Here is a 15,349-nt window from a genome sequence, read left to right on the forward strand (position 1 = left end):
GCCCCCGCGCCAGCATAGGAAAGCGCGCACCAGCCTAGCCAAGTAAGTCATCGCGCGTCAGCGTGAAATCCGAGGCAATCCAGCGCGCCTCAAGATCGCGGAGGCGTGCGCCCAATTCCGGTCCCTGAAACGCCGGCATGAGATCAGCCGCCTTGACCGGAAAAACCTGATTTGCGCCGGAATAGAGCCTTTTTATCCAATCCTTCGGCATCTCTTGCCCGATCAAAGCGTGATGCAACAACAGTGCATCGGCCGCTTCGTCTTCACCCAAGTTATACCCTAGAACCTCTGGGCCTTGGGGCGTCGCCATCGCATCGCGCAACCGCGCCAATCGGCGCGCTTCGGGATTTGACAGGCGTAGTCGTTCGCTCACACCCTCGCCGCCCAGCACCGCCAAACGTCGAATGGGGTCGGCGGGGCGGTCCTCTAGGTGGATCAGCGGAGCCAATGCGCGCGCATCAGAGCCGGGCAGAACAGTCGTCAAAATGCCAGACTGCGCCATCGCTGCGACAGCTGGTGCTGGGTCAGGGGCGGCCAGCAACTTTTTCATCTCGGCACCGATGCGCTCACGGGAAAGCTTCTCGATTCCCGCGGAATTACGTGCGCAAGCGGCCAATCCTTCAGCATCAAGATCGCGCCCATACCACGCCGTAAATCTAAAAAACCGCAGGATGCGCAGATAATCCTCGCGGATACGGGCCTGCGCATCGCCGACGAAACGCACATGCCGAGCGTTCAGATCGGCGATACCGCTGCCCAGCGGATCAAGCACCCCTCCATCCGCGCGCGCATAAAGCGCGTTCATCGTGAAATCGCGCCGCGCGGCGTCCTCGACCAAGTCATCGGAAAACGCGACCGTCGCATGACGCCCATGGGTTTCGACATCACGGCGAAAGGTGGTGACCTCATGTGCGTGACCATCGACGACGACCGTGATCGTGCCATGTTCTAGACCGGTCGCCACCGGCTTCAATCCGGCGTCTTTTGCAAGTGCGATGACCCGATCAGGGCGCGCATCTGTGGCGATATCAATGTCGCTAACGGCGGTGTTAATCAGGCCATTGCGCACGCAGCCGCCCACCAAAAACGCTTGATGCCCCGCGTTCTCCAGCATCGCCAGCACCGCTTGCACATCACGCGCGCGCAGCCAATCGCCTGTCAGTTTCATCCCGCCATCCCATCTGCCAAGGCCCGCAGCATACGCGCGGTTGCCCCCCAGATGTAGTAGGGGCCGTAAGGCGCGACATAATAATAACGCCGCGCACCGCGCCAACGCCTCGATTCAACGCGGTAATTCGCGAGATCCAAAATATGCGATAGCGGCACAGTGAAAACCTCGGCCACTTCGCCCGCCTCCGGTCGCGGCGTGAAGGGCGCTTTGATGCGTGCCAGCACAGGCGTCACCAGAAACGAGGTCACGGTTTCATGCGGCTCGCGCGTTCCCAGCACCTCAACATTGGCAGGATCAAGCCCTATTTCCTCGTATGACTCGCGTAGTGCCGCCCCGATCGGGCCATCGTCTCCGGGGTCAACCTTGCCACCAGGAAACGAAATCTGGCCGGGATGGTGACGCAGATGTGAGCTGCGCTTGGTCAGATACAAAAGCGGCTCGGGGCCAGAGGTATCAAACGCCACCAACACCCCCGCTGCGCGCAGTTTGCTCCCCTCGGGCAACACCGTTTCGGGGTTCAGGTCATAATCGGACGAGGGCCGCCCCGTCCGGCCCAAGGCGGCCAAGACCGGGGCAAGCGGGTCAGTCATTTTCATCCTCGCACGCGTTGCCATCCGGCGGTTTTGCGGCCTCAAACCCAAGTGTATCTGGGTCAAACTGATAGTGAGCGCCGCAGAACTGGCAATCAGCGGTGACCCTTCCGTCATCCGTGGTCATAGTCGCGATATCGCGCGCGGAATAGATCGACAGCGAGTTGCGCACGCGCTCGGCCGAGCAGGTGCAGCCAAATTCCACGCGCTGCGGATCAAAGACGCGCGGGCGTTCCTCGTGAAACAGCCGCACCAGCAAGTCGGTCGGCTGCACGGTCGGGCCGATCAGTTCCATATCCTCAACGGTATCGAGCAGCACATTCGCGCGCACCCAATTCTCGCCCTCTTCGCCGTCCAGCAAATCTTCGGGGTTCAGTAACCCCTCATCGCCCGACCCTTCCGGCGCGATATGCAGCGGTGAGGCCGGCGGCATATGTTGCAACATCACCCCCCCGGCACGCCAGCTTTCACCCTGCCCCGGCAGGATCGCGCGCCCGAAAGACAGCTCAAACCGAGTGGCAAGCTGTTCGGATTGCGCGAAATAGGCCTCGGCACATGCGCTAAGGGAACCACCGGCCAAAGGCGTAATCCCTTGATAAGGCGTGGTATCTTGCCCCTGATCAATCAGAATGGCGAAATACCCCTGACCGATCTGGCTAAACGGGTCAGCGGCATGATCCAGCGCCTCAGCATCAAAACTTGCCCAACCGCGAATACGCGCAGGCGCACCATCGGCGGTGGGGGCGTAATAATCAGTGGCGATGATACGGATCGGGCCGTTACCGCGCACTTGGATCGACAGCTTCCAGCGCAGCTTGATCGTCTGCCCGATCATCGCCGTCAAAAGCGCGGCTTCAGCGACCAGCATCTCAACAATACGCGGATAGTCGTGCTGCGAGAGCACCTCGTCTAGCACCCCATCAAGGCGCGCGACCCGGCCACGAATATCGGAGCGGTCAAGTTGGAACGGCAGAACGGTATCGTCCCAGGCGATTTGGGAAAGCTTCGACATGGTGCTCCTGGCGGGCTCAATGGGGTTTTCGGAAGACGCGCGGCCTGCCATACAGCCCCTATATAGGCGGGGCAACCGCAGACCCAAGGGGGCTCCGATGATCCGACGATTCGGCGAGAGCGTGAAATCCGGGCAGAGCTACACGTTGCGCCCCGGCGCATATGGCATCCTAATGCGTGATAGGCAGATCTTGCTAACCCATCAAAGCGCGCCAGTGCCGGAATTCCAGCTTCCCGGTGGCGGAATCGATCCCGGCGAAGGGGCGATCACAGCGTTGCATCGCGAGGTATTTGAGGAAACCGGTTGGGCCATTGCAAGGCCGATCCGGATCGGGGCGTTTCGCCGCTTCACCTATATGCCAGAATATGACCTCTGGGCCGAGAAGCTTTGCACGGTTTACGCCGCACGACCGGTGATCCAGCGCGGCCTGCCCAGCGAACCCGGGCATCAGGCGGTCTGGATGACCCCAGAGAACGCCGTCGCGCGTCTCGGAAATGACGGCGATCGCTACTTTTTGCAAAGATTTTTGCAATCCGGTAATCGCTAAAGTTGTCAACTCAAACTTTTTTGACCCACCATACAACTTGTGGTTGCCATCTCAAAAACCACTAGCTTTAGTGTTTAAAATCAAGTATCTACGTCTCAGCGGTATAAAACATCACAAAATAGTGAGTTAAATCGGCAGGCCAAAACATGCCGATACATGAGGCGGAGTAGGTACTATGGTAAAGTCAGTGGACTTTGCTGTTCGCGATAGTGCGGGCGGTGTTGTGTATGGTTCAGTCGCAGGCGAAGGTGGCGGAGCCTTTGTGCAAATGGGCGCGGGCGAGGATATTTCGCTCAATCTGCGTCGCGCGAGCATCCTGAAATATACCCGAGATGGCGGCGATCTGTTAATCGATCTGGCCGATGGCCGCGTGATCACGCTATCGGGCTTTTTCGCACCCGGCGAAGGTCAGGAAAACCACCTCATGATTTCCGCCGATGGCGAGCTTGCGCAAGTTTCGCTTGAGGACATGGGCGACGGCGTGATGTTTGCCAGCTACGGCGAGCCCGAAGTCAGCGGCGACAAATGGAGCCCGAACGACCGTCTGGCATTTCTGGATGGCGACGAACTTTTGGCCCCCGTTGTCGAGGATGAAACAACCGGCATGGCGGCTTTTGCCCCCGCGCTTTTGGGCGGATTTGGCGGCGTCGGTGCTGCTGGTGCTGCCGCAGCAGGGCTGGCAGGTGCGGCTGTTATCGGAGGCGGTGGCGGCGGAAGCAACGGAAGCGGCTCTGGCCCGATTATACCCACGGTGAACGACCCCAACTCTGACTCCACGCTTACCACGAACACCGAAAACCCCGAAGCGGTGGTTTCGGGCACCGGCGAGCCGGGCTCGACGGTCGACGTCACGATTGGCGATCAGACAGAGCAGACCGAAATCGACGACGACGGCAATTGGGAAGTCATTTTCAAAGACGACACCTTGCCAGCCGATGGCGATTACAGCTCGGAAGTGGTCGTGACCGCGCCTGACGGCACCGAATACCCGCTCGACGGGCCTGATTTCCTGATCGACATGACGCCCCCTGCGGTGGAAATCACCGAAGGCGCGGAATCGACCGGAGACGTCGAAAACCTAGAAGAATATGCCGATGGGATCTCGATCACCGGTCAGGGTGAGGCAGGCGCTTCGATCTCGGTAGAGGTTCAAGGCCAGACCCAGCAAACCACCGTGGGCGAGGATAGCAGCTGGTCGGTGACCTTCCCGCAGGATCAGCTTCCCGGTGGCACCTACACCACGGAGATGACCGTCGTTGCGACCGATATTCATGGCAACACCACGACGATCACCGACAACCTGATGGTTGATACCGAGGTGACGCTGACCCAAACCATGACGCCGGGTGGCGCCGATGGCGTGGTGAACGCAACCGAACTGACCGCGGGCGTGTCCATCGGCGGGGCCGTCGATGCGGGCTCAACTGTGGTGGTGACCTTGGCGGACGGCACAACCGTGCCCGGCACCGTCACCAATGGCAGCTGGAGCGCGACAATCCCGTCCAGCTATCTGACCGGCGAAGGCACCGCGAGCTATACCGTCAGCGCAACAGACCCCAATGGCAACTTCACCAGCCTGCCGGGCACCGTCACCTATGACATCGAACTCAACAATCTGACGTTTTCCACCAACACCCCCAACAGCCAGATCGCGGATAACGTGGTCAATGGCGCTGAGGGGACAAGCGGTGTGGCCGTCACCGGCACCGTTGAGCCGGGCGCGCAATCGGTCACCCTGACCCTTGCCAATGGCACCAACGTGCCCACGACCATTGCGGCTAACGGCAGCTGGAGCGCGAATATTCCGGCCAGCTTTGTGACCGGTGAAGGTACGCTGAACTACACGGTCAACGCAATTGATGGCGCAGGCAACACGCTTAGCACCCCGATGAGCGGCTCGGTGAAATATGACACGCTGGTCAACCAGTTCACCCTGAACGGGGCGACGGGCGGCGCCGATGGTGTGGTCAACGCCAGCGAGGCCAATAGCGTCACCGTGGGCGGCACCGTCGAGGCGGGTTCAACCGTTGTGCTGACTCTGGCTGATGGTTCCACCGTGAACGCACAGGTCACCGGCACCAGCTGGACAGCTAGTTTGCCAAGCGCACAGATGAGCGGCGAAGGCGTGCTGAACTATTCCGCCATGGCCACCGATGCTTATGGCAACAGCTCGAACGCGCTTGCGGGCACTGTCACCTATGATACCGAACTCAACAATCTAAGCGTCACCACCGCGACGCCCAATAGCCAGATCGCAGATGGCGTCGTGAACGCCAGTGAGGGCGCGAGCGGCATCTTGATGACCGGCACGGTCGAGGCGGGCGCACAGTCTGTCACGCTGACACTGGCAAATGGGACGACGGTTCAGGGTGCGATCAGCGGCTCAAGCTGGAGCGCGACAATCCCCGCATCGATGATCGCCTCTTCTGAAGGCACGCTAAACTACACGCTCAACGCGGTCGACGCCCATGGCAACACGTTGAGCACGCCGATTTCGGGCGCGATCAACTACGACACGGTCGTCACCAATTTCAGCGAAACCGGGCAAGTTGCGGGCGATGATGTCGTCAACGCGACCGAGGCTGCCGCAGGCTACACGATCAGCGGCACGGTTGAGGCTGGCTCGGACGTTGTGGTCCATATGAACGGTCACGATTACACCGCCTCCGTTCAGGGTAACAATTGGTCGGTCACGCTTGGTGCCGATGATCTGGGCGCAACAAGTGGCACGATGACCTACACCGTTTCCGCGACCGATACGCATGGCAACACCGCGATCCTCAATGATGGTGACGGCAACGATCTGTCCTTCACCTTCGACCTCGAGGCCCCCGATGCCCCCAACATTATCAACTTTACCAGCGATGGGGACGATCTTCTGGGTCTGCAAACCAACCATGCAGAGAGCGCACTGAGTTTCTCTGCGGTAGATGCGCAAGGGTTGGTTTCGGAAGTGGGCCTGCAAGGTGGACCTATTGAAATCGGCGACCAAACCGCGTATTTTTTCAGCCCTCCTGTCCCCAACGGGTCTTACCTTGTCGTGTCCGATACCGACGTGGCCGGAAACGAGGCTTCGACCCTACTCGTCGTTGACAATCAAACGGCAGTGAATATTGATCTGTCGCGCGGCGGTCTGTCGGGTTTCGACTTTTCCTCGATTGATCTTACCTTTGCCCCGGATGCGACCCTGACAATCACCGACAGCCAAATCCAGTCGCTTACCGGACCCGATCACACGATCACGATCCAAGGCGACGCCAATGATCACGTCACCGCCATCGGGGCGCAAGACACGGGCACGGATGTAACCGTCGACGGGCATACGCACAGCGTTTATTCGCTAGGCGACAGCACGCTGATCGTGGATGACGAAATCAGCAACCTGACGATCTGATCGGGGCGCGGGGAATGATCCACTCGCCAAACATCAACGCGCGGCGCCATAACTGGCGCGCGCGACTGGCTGCGGGCAGCTTTGCCGTGCTGCTTTCGGGTTGCATGTCAGACGGGCTGCCCTTTCCAACGCGCAACGCGATTGATCCAACAAGCATCACCGCCCCCAACCCAGGGGCGGCCCGTCTGCCCGGCACGACCGCACAAAGTTCCAGCGTCATCGCCGATCTTGAGGCGCGCCGCTCGGTTCTTCCCGACACGGGCGCTTATGCGCAGATCGCAAGCGCGGTGCTTGATCATTCCGCAGGGCCGGCGCAGGCCGATCTGCGCGTGGCCCGCCTGACCGCCAAGGCGAAATCGAAAAACTGGATGCCCCAGATCGGGCCTCGCATCAGCCTGTCGAGCCTTGACCAACTGGTCACGCAACTGGTCGTCGATCAGGTGCTTTTTGACAATGGCGCAAAAAAGGCTGAACGCGAGTTCGCCGCCGCCGATGTCGAGGTCGCCGCTGTTGGCCTGTCGCAAGAGATGAACGACAAGGTTTATGACGGTCTGAAATTCTACGTCGCCAGCCTCAAGGCGCAGGCGCAGGCCCAAGTCGGCGTGCAAAGCGCCGCTGAAATGGCCGAGTTTGAACGCATCTTGCGCGAACGCGCCAAGGGTGGGCTGTCAGACCTGTCCGAAGTGCGCATCGTGGCGCAAAAACGCGCCGAGGCGCAGGCCGAAGCCGACGCTGACCGCGATGCCTCGGACGCCGCGATTGCGCAGTTGCGCGCGATGACGGGAGCACCACTGAGCGGGCTTTCGGGCCTGTCGCAAATCGCATTGCCCGTCGCCACGCCCGAGGCTCTTGACGTCAAACTCGCCCAAAGCGAACAAGCCCGCGCCAATGCCGAGGCCAAGCTGGCACGCGCCGGTCACCTGCCCGGCCTTGGCGTCAGCGCCGCTGCGGGTAGTGGCAAGCCCGAGTTGGGTCTGAACATGGGCATGACGCAAATGCTGGGCTTTGGGCGCGGCGATACGCTTGCAGCGCTTGATGCACAGATCGACGCCGCCGATACCCGCGTCGCAGATTCCCGCCAGAAAGCCGAACGCCGTCAAGCTGCGCTGCATGCCAAACTCAGCGCCCTCGAAGGCCAAGCTGCGCGCGACGCAGAATTGGTCAAACAGGCCGAAAGCGGATTGGAGCTGTTTAAGCGCCAATACCAGATGGGCCGCCGTCGTCTAATGGAATTGGTTGTCAATTACGAGAGTTATGCCGCCCTCAAACGCGCGCAAGTTGCGCTCCAGTATGACATCGCGTTGATAAAGCTGGATTTAGCGCGGGAACACGGAATATTGGTGGACGGAAGAAAAGTATAACAAGGTTTAGGGGCAGGTGACTGATCGCGTCATAGCGTTTGACATCAATGCGGCCCGCGTCAGCGGTGCTGCCGATGGCGTCATGCCCAAAGCCTCACCGCCCCCACAACCTGCTCCCCAAGACCAGCGCCTGGCCCGCGCCAAGGCCCGTGCCGAACTAGCTGCCGCCTATGCCGGGCTGCTTGGCGCGCAATTGCCCGCCGCCGACATACTGGAACAGATGTTGCTGGCGATTGGCGAGGCCACATCAAGCCTTGAAGGGGCGCAAATCGGGGCTGTCGCGCCCGATCATCTGGCCGCCGTGTTGCGCGTGGCCGGGATGACCGCCTCGGTCGAAACCATCGAGAGACTCAGCCCCGGTCAATGGCCCGCGCTGGCGCAGATGAACAACGGCCAAATGGTGCTGGTCATCGCGCAAGACGGCGAGTCGCTGTTCATTTATGACACCACCTGCCCCGATCAGCGCGCCGAGGTGCCGCTGGCGGAATTCGCGCCGCATTTTTCGGGGCGGATCGTGCGGGCGCGCACCTCGTTGCGCCAGCTTGAGGAACGCCACACCGATACCGGGGCCGAAGCGCATTGGTTCTGGGGCGCGTTTCGTGCCCAGCGCCGCGCCTTTGTCGAGGTCGCTTTCGGCTCGCTTTTTGCCAATATTCTGGCCGTCGCGGTCGCGCTGTTTTCACTGCAAGTCTATGACCGCGTGATCCCGCATCAATCGCAATCCACGCTTTGGGTGCTCGCGCTTGGCGCGGGTCTGGCGCTGGTGCTGGAGATGGGGCTGAAACTGGCACGCTCAGGGTTGATGGACCTTGCGGGACGGCGGATCGAACTTAGCGTGCAAACCTTGCTGATGGAGCGTCTGCTGGGGATGAAGGCAAACCCCGGCAAGCGCGCCCCCAGTCAGTTGTTTTCCGCGATGCGTGAATTTTCTTCGGTACGCGAGTTCTTTACCGCCTCGACCATCGGCACGCTGGCCGACATTCCGTTCATTTTCGTGTTCCTGTTTCTCGTGGCGTCAATCGGCGGATCTCTGGTCTGGGTGCTGCTGGTAGGTGCTGTGCTGATGGTCGTGCCCGGGTTCCTGTTTCAGAAAAAGATGATCGCGCTCACGCAAGCCACGCAGGGGGCCTCAATGCGTGCCTCGCGCCTGCTGCATGAGGCTATTTACGAACATGAAACGGTGAACACGTCGCGCGGGGCGGATCGGTTCAAGCGGATCTGGGAGGAACTCACAACCCTCTCGGCGTCCAAAAGCTCCGAGCAACGTAAACTCGCCTCTGCGCTGACCTATTGGGCGCAGATGGTGCAGCAAGCGACCTATGTGGCCGCCGTGGTGATTGGCACCTACAAGGTTTTCGCGGGCGACTTTACTGTCGGGTCGATCATCGCGATCGGCATTCTCACCTCGCGCACGCTGGCCCCGCTGACGCAATTGGCAGGAACGCTGGCGCGCTGGTCCAACGTCAAAGCGGCGCTGACGGGACTGGATGCGATTGCGCAAGCCGATCAGACGTTGAGCGCGGATCGTCAATATCTGCGCGCCGAGCGCATTGAGGGCGAATACGAACTACGCCATCTCGATTTTCGCTATGACGCCGATGGCGCGGCCACGGTCGAAATTCCTGGGCTGGCGATTCCGGCAGGGCAGCGCGTGGCAGTGCTGGGCGCGAATGGCTCGGGCAAGTCAACGCTACTCAAACTGCTGGCGGGGCTATATGAACCCCAAGGCGGGCGGATTTTGCTGGATGGCACCGATTTGGGGCAAATCCACCCGCGCGATCTGCGCCGCGCGGTCGGGTATCTTAGTCAGGACGTGCGGCTGTTTTCGGGCACGTTGCGCGATAATCTCAACCTTACGCAGCTTGAACGCGACGAGGGCCGTCTGTTCTCTGCGCTTGATTTTGCCGGTATGGGCCCGTTCGTGCGCAGCCATCCGCGCGGGCTTGATCTGGAAATCCGCGACGGAGGAGAAGGGCTTTCGGTCGGGCAGCGTCAGTCCATCGGCTGGGCGCGACTGTGGCTGCATGACCCCACGGTTGTCATTTTGGACGAGCCGACCGCCGCGCTTGATACGACGCTTGAAACCACGCTCGTCAGCCGTCTGGGAAACTGGCTGGACGGGCGCACCGCGATCATTGCAACCCATCGCGTTCCGATCCTGTCGCTGACCGCGCGCACGCTGATCTTGCAGAACGGCCGGCTCGCGGTCGATGGGCCGCGTGACGCGGTTCTTGCGCATCTCAGTAAATCCAAAGGCGCGCAGGGATGAGCACGATTGACCCCGCAACCCTCACCCATCGCTCGCGCCGCCTGTCGCTGACCGTCTGGCTTGTGGCGGCGGCCATCGTGATATTTATCCTCTGGGCCTCGATGGCATGGGTCGATCAGATCGTGCGCGGCCCCGGTGAAATTGTGTCCTCGTCCAAGCCACAGATCATCCAAAACCTCGAAGGCGGTATTCTGGCGGAACTCTATGTCGGCGAGGGCGATGTGGTGGAACCCGGCCAAGTGCTGGCGCGCCTTCAGGGCACGCAATACCAGACACAGGTCGATGATCTCGAAGATCAAATCGCCGCGCTGGAAATTCGCAAAGCGCGCCTTGAAGCCGAAATGGCGGGCAAATCCGAATTCACCGTCACTGCCTCCCAACGCGCGCTTGTGCCTGATATCGTGACCTCGGAAGCGGCGCTGATCAAGGCGCGGATGGCAGATGTCGCCGGGCGTGAAACCGGTGCGAAAAACGTGATGGAGCAGGCCCGCCAAGAGCTCGATTTGACGGAGGCGATGTATATAAAGGACGTCGCCCCGTTGATCGAGGTGACCCGCGCACGCCGCACTTGGTCAGATGCCCAGCGCGCCTATAAGGAAATCGCGACGAAGGCTGCATTGGACCGCGCCGCCGAGCACTCCGAGACATTGGGCAAGCTGGCAACCTTGCGCCAACAGATGAAGCTTAGCGAGGATCAGCTGGATCGCACGGTGCTAAGTTCGCCAATGCGCGGCGTGGTGAACAAGCTGTCCGTTTCAACCATTGGCGGTGTTGTGCGCCCCGGCGAAGAGATTTTACAGATTATTCCGTTAGATGAAGAGTTGTTCGTCGAGGCCCGAATTGCGCCCAAAGATATCGCCAACGTACGCCCCGGCCAAGATGCAACGATCAAGCTATCGGCTTATGACTATACGATTTACGGCAGCTTGCAGGGCAAGGTTTCGTTGGTATCTGCCGACACATTCAAGGATGAGCGCAAGCCCGATGGCGACCCCCATTATAAAGTGACGGTCACCGTCGATCTAAACCATCTGAGTGCGCGACAGCGGCACCTTGAAATACGTCCCGGGATGCAGGCGACCGTGGAATTACACACTGGCGAAAAGACCATTCTACAATATCTTCTCAAGCCGCTTTATAAATCGCGTGAGGCGTTCCGTGAACCCTAATTGCGGTAGATCTTTGCGCTATCAAAGCTAAAGAACACAGCAGAAACATCATCCTCCATCTGCCCGTCGGTGTAATTCTCTAGGTCCCAAAAGACCGCATCAAGGAAGGCACGCCCCCGCAACCGCGCGAATTTGGAAATGATCGCGCCAAGGCCTGCATGGTCAATCATTTCACCTGCGCGGTTGGTCGCCTCGGTCATACCGTCAGAAAGTAGGATCAGCCGATCGCCGGGGGCGAGAACGGCGCGAACACTTTGGTAGCACGCACCGGGGATCAACCCCACGGGCAAGCCGCCCTCACCCAAAAACTCAACCTCGCCGGATCGCCGCTGCACGACGGGATAGGGGTGGCCCGCTTGCACCAATTCGAGTTGCCCCGTCATTAGGTCAATATCGGCATATACAAGGGTAAAATAGCTTTCGGTCTGCATCTCTTCGAGAACAAGCTCATTGAGCATCGCCGCCAGTTCCGCAGGCGGTCGCCCCTCGTAAACGCCAAGCTCGGATTCGATCATCGCGATATTTTGCGTCGGCGCAGCACCTGACAGGTAGCCCGCAAGCCGCGCCATCATCACCGCCGAGGTAATACCGTGGCCCGACACATCAATACCATAAAGTCCGATACGGCGCGCGTTGATCTGAAAAAAGCCGACAAGATCACCCCCCACATGCCCCGCAGGGCGCAGCATCAACGCTACGTCGGCAGAGCCAAAACTGCGATGGCGTTCGCGGACCAAGCTTTGTTGCAGCTTTCGCGCTTCTTGCAAATCACGCTCAATCGCGTCTTGCGAAGCCCGCAGAAGGGTGTTTTTGGCGCTCAACTCTTCTTGCATGGCCAAAATACGCCGCCCAGCGACAAGCCTTGCACGCAACTCGTCGCCGTTAACCGGTTTTGACAAAAAGTCATCGGCACCGCTTTCCAGCCCGTGCGACACATCCGTTTTGTCCGTCTTCGAGGTCAGCAGGATAAAATAGCCATAGCTCGACCGGGTCATCTGCCGAAAAGCACGGCAAAAATCGGGCCCGTTCATTCCATCCATCATCCAGTCTGAAATTACGATATCTGGTTCGCATTTCGCGCAGATTGGCAACGCCTCTTCGGCGCTGGCAGCTTCAATTACCTCATACCCCGAACGCGACAATTGCGCCGACAGGATACGTCGCTGCATCCGGCTGTCGTCGACCACCAAAACACGCCGCGGCACGGTTTCGTGCAGCCGTGGATCTGCGGCAACCTGATGTTTCATCGCAAGTGACATTCACGGCATCCGATCAATGGAACCCTGCTGTTTTTTCACAAATCACCTAACAATTCATGAAGCCTTTTTCTGTGCCGATCTTAAAGGTTCAGCAAGCTTTCAAAGCTAACTTCATACGCGGCGAAGTGAACCAAGGGCACCTTGGAGGGAAAAATGATTGATTGGGAACGTGTTGCCGAGTTGCGATCTGAAATTGGGGCCGACGGGTTCGCCGAGGTCGTCGAGTTGTTTCTTGATGAGGTGGAAGCCGTTGTGATGGCACTGGGCCAAAAGCCCGGCAAGCTAGAGAACGAAATGCACTTTCTGAAGGGCTCGGCGCTTAATCTGGGGTTTCGCGACTTTGGGGCGCAGTGCCAAAAGGGTGAGAAACTGGCCGCTTCTGGGCAAGCCTCTGATGTCAACCTAGCCGAGATTCTGAACTGTTACGGCGCATCAAAAGACCGATTCATGACCCGTCTAGAGGAGTTCACTACCGCTGCGTAAGTCGTTAAATCAAGAATTCAGCCAGAGTTTCATCGTCGGTAATGTCGCGCCAAACGAAGCCTGCTGCGTCAAGCTTGGCAAGGAGCGTGATGAAATCTTGCGCTTGCTTGGTCTCGATCCCAATCAAAACCGAGCCGAAATTGCGCGCTGACTTTTTGAGATATTCGAATCGGGCGATGTCATCATCTGGCCCCAACATCCCCAGAAAATCGCGTAACGCTCCGGGGCGCTGCGGTAGACGCAGAACGAAGTATTTTTTCAACCCGGAATAGCGCTGCGCACGTTCTTTGACTTCTGGCAGCCGCTCAAAATCGAAGTTACCGCCCGAGGTAATGCAAACTACGCGCTTGCCGCGGATTTGTTCTGCCAGCTCGGGCAGCACATCAATAGACAGCGCCCCCGCCGGTTCCAGCACGATTCCTTCAACGTTGAGCATCTCAAGCATGGTGACGCAGATCCGGTCTTCGGGCGCGCGCAAGATCAGATCGGGGGTGACCCAATGCAGCTCATCAAAGGGGCGCACGCCGATTTTTGCAACAGCCGCCCCGTCAACGAAACTGTTGACATGATCAAGCGCCACCGGCGTACCTGCTGCGACAGCCGCGGTCAGACTTGCGCCGCCCAACGGCTCGACAAACCGAAATTCAGTGTGTGGCGTGGTTGCGCGCAAATATCCGGTCACACCTGCCGCCAAGCCTCCGCCACCGACCGGCAAGATCACGAGATCGGGGGGCGTCTCGCCCATCTGATCAAGGATCTCCACCCCAACTGAGGCTTGCCCCTCGATCACCGAAGGATCATCAAAGGGCGCGAGAAACTGTGCGTCCGCATCCGTGCAAAATGCCTGCGCGGCTGCGAGAGTGTCGTCGAAATAATCACCCGTCAGCACGATTTTGATCGCATCGCCGCCAAAAATCTTGGTCTTGTCGATCTTTTGCTGTGGCGTGGTCACCGGCATAAAGATCGTGCCCTTGACGCCGAAATGGCGACAGGCAAAGGCCACGCCCTGCGCATGATTGCCCGCACTTGCGCAAACGAAATGATCGGCCTGCGGGTCGGCCTCACGCCGCTTGCGCATCGCAGTAAATGCGCCGCGCAGCTTATAACTGCGCACCGGAGTCAGGTCTTCGCGCTTGAGCCAGATATCAGCGTCAAAGCGCGCCGACAGGTGGTCGTTGCGCTGCAACGGCGTGGGATCAAACAACGCGCGCAAGGCACGAGTCGCGGCAAGGGCGGACAGGGCAAATTCACTCATCTGCCAGATGTGACCCGCCCCGCCGGATTTGGCAAGCTTAGACCAGCGCGCGTTTTTCGACGTAATGGCCGTAAAGCGTGGTCAGGATCGACAACACGAGCATCATGGTGAACCAGCCAACGACAACTTCCCAGATGAATTTGAGAATGAGAAATATGCCAATTTTGGCCCCCATATACGTCAGAATCGCGCCAACGATACCCGTCAAAAGCGCAAAACCGACATAGATCAGTGTCAGCATAAGCATCGTGCCCCATGTCCCGCGTGTTTTATTCCATGCATCACCAAGACTGCTACCCCCAATCGCAGCCCCCGGCAGGGCCGCGCTGAGACGCCAAAAGATGGACATCGAAGCCACTACCGTTGCGAACATCAAAACCATGCCCACCATACGTCCAAATGATCCGGTACTCACGACAGCGCCGGACACGCCCATCGCTATCGCCATGCCGATACCGAACACGATCCCGATCAACAAACTACGCCCAAAATATTGCAAGATGCGCGCGCCATGAAAGCTGGGCCACCACGTTACCGGCTCATTCAGCAAAACATACCGGTGCCAGTTCACTGCGATCGTTATGGTAAGCGCGAGATAAAACATCAGGCCGAAAATGATGAGAAAAACGCCACCGGGCGCCATCCCGATATCAGCCCGAGCGCGGCTTAAGCCGCCAGCGGAAATCACAACCGCAAACACCACCAGAACTGCGAGGATAAACGGCACCAGCGAAACCCGCGCCGCAGAGCCCAAATTATTCGTCACCTGGCGGAAAGAGTGCCGGAAAATTAGCCAAGACTTCATTGCAATACCCTGTCTCTCTATTGATTTGCGCGCA

Annotated in this window: 12 protein-coding genes; 6 read left to right on the forward strand and 6 right to left on the reverse strand. The window is 59.3% G+C overall.

The window, feature by feature from the left end:
* Window positions 1-34 precede the first annotated feature (34 nt).
* Genes ACN0SD_RS00245 through ACN0SD_RS00255 form a run of 3 tightly spaced genes read right to left on the reverse strand, consistent with a single transcriptional unit; the run spans window position 35 to window position 2,773 of the window.
* Complete coding sequence (locus ACN0SD_RS00245; RefSeq protein ID WP_417806211.1) at window positions 35-1,168, reverse strand: CCA tRNA nucleotidyltransferase; 1,134 nt, start codon at window positions 1,166-1,168, stop codon at window positions 35-37.
* On the reverse strand, window positions 1,165-1,767 hold the full coding sequence (locus ACN0SD_RS00250; RefSeq protein ID WP_417806212.1) for a CoA pyrophosphatase: 603 nt from the start codon (window positions 1,765-1,767) through the stop codon (window positions 1,165-1,167). Before ACN0SD_RS00250 ends, ACN0SD_RS00245 begins: the two co-directional genes overlap by 4 nt.
* On the reverse strand, window positions 1,754-2,773 hold the full coding sequence (locus ACN0SD_RS00255) for an Hsp33 family molecular chaperone HslO (RefSeq protein WP_417806213.1): 1,020 nt from the start codon (window positions 2,771-2,773) through the stop codon (window positions 1,754-1,756). Before ACN0SD_RS00255 ends, ACN0SD_RS00250 begins: the two co-directional genes overlap by 14 nt.
* Before the next feature lie 97 nt (window positions 2,774-2,870).
* Here ACN0SD_RS00255 and ACN0SD_RS00260 point away from each other — a divergent pair, with 97 nt between their 5' ends.
* From ACN0SD_RS00260 to ACN0SD_RS00280, 5 genes are all read left to right on the forward strand, one after another.
* Entirely contained in the window at window positions 2,871-3,320 is a 450-nt protein-coding gene (locus ACN0SD_RS00260) for an NUDIX hydrolase (protein WP_417806214.1), read from the forward strand.
* A 175-nt stretch (window positions 3,321-3,495) separates the two neighbouring features.
* Window positions 3,496-6,714: a BapA/Bap/LapF family prefix-like domain-containing protein gene (locus ACN0SD_RS00265; protein ID WP_417806215.1), complete on the forward strand. Its 3,219-nt coding sequence runs from the start codon at window positions 3,496-3,498 to the stop codon at window positions 6,712-6,714.
* Between the two features lie 14 nt (window positions 6,715-6,728).
* Window positions 6,729-8,075, forward strand: coding sequence for a TolC family protein (locus ACN0SD_RS00270; RefSeq protein WP_417806216.1), 1,347 nt, complete (start codon window positions 6,729-6,731; stop codon window positions 8,073-8,075).
* A gap of 16 nt (window positions 8,076-8,091) precedes the next feature.
* The gene (locus ACN0SD_RS00275; RefSeq protein WP_417806217.1) at window positions 8,092-10,344 is read left to right on the forward strand and encodes an ATP-binding cassette domain-containing protein; all 2,253 of its coding nucleotides are present in this window, start codon (window positions 8,092-8,094) and stop codon (window positions 10,342-10,344) included.
* Complete coding sequence (locus ACN0SD_RS00280) at window positions 10,341-11,513, forward strand: HlyD family type I secretion periplasmic adaptor subunit (protein WP_417806218.1); 1,173 nt, start codon at window positions 10,341-10,343, stop codon at window positions 11,511-11,513. The genes ACN0SD_RS00275 and ACN0SD_RS00280 overlap by 4 nt, the downstream gene beginning before the upstream one ends.
* Here the strand turns inward: ACN0SD_RS00280 and ACN0SD_RS00285 are convergent.
* Entirely contained in the window at window positions 11,510-12,772 is a 1,263-nt protein-coding gene (locus ACN0SD_RS00285; RefSeq protein ID WP_417806219.1) for a PP2C family protein-serine/threonine phosphatase, read from the reverse strand. The genes ACN0SD_RS00280 and ACN0SD_RS00285 overlap by 4 nt on opposite strands.
* Before the next feature lie 153 nt (window positions 12,773-12,925).
* Between ACN0SD_RS00285 and ACN0SD_RS00290 the strand changes: the two genes are divergently transcribed.
* A complete protein-coding gene (locus ACN0SD_RS00290) occupies window positions 12,926-13,255 on the forward strand; it encodes an Hpt domain-containing protein (protein WP_417806220.1) in 330 nt (109 codons plus the stop codon).
* A gap of 4 nt (window positions 13,256-13,259) precedes the next feature.
* On the opposite strand, the gene ilvA is transcribed toward ACN0SD_RS00290, so the two are convergent.
* Window positions 13,260-14,510 carry a threonine ammonia-lyase IlvA gene (ilvA, locus tag ACN0SD_RS00295; RefSeq protein ID WP_417806221.1) on the reverse strand — a complete coding sequence of 417 codons (1,251 nt, stop codon included), beginning with the start codon at window positions 14,508-14,510 and terminating at the stop codon, window positions 13,260-13,262.
* A gap of 37 nt (window positions 14,511-14,547) precedes the next feature.
* A complete protein-coding gene (locus ACN0SD_RS00300) occupies window positions 14,548-15,315 on the reverse strand; it encodes a hypothetical protein (RefSeq protein WP_417806222.1) in 768 nt (255 codons plus the stop codon).
* Window positions 15,316-15,349: the final 34 nt, after the last annotated feature.

It is taken from the genome of Thioclava sp., from assembly GCF_048263065.1.
Classification (GTDB): domain Bacteria; phylum Pseudomonadota; class Alphaproteobacteria; order Rhodobacterales; family Rhodobacteraceae; genus Thioclava.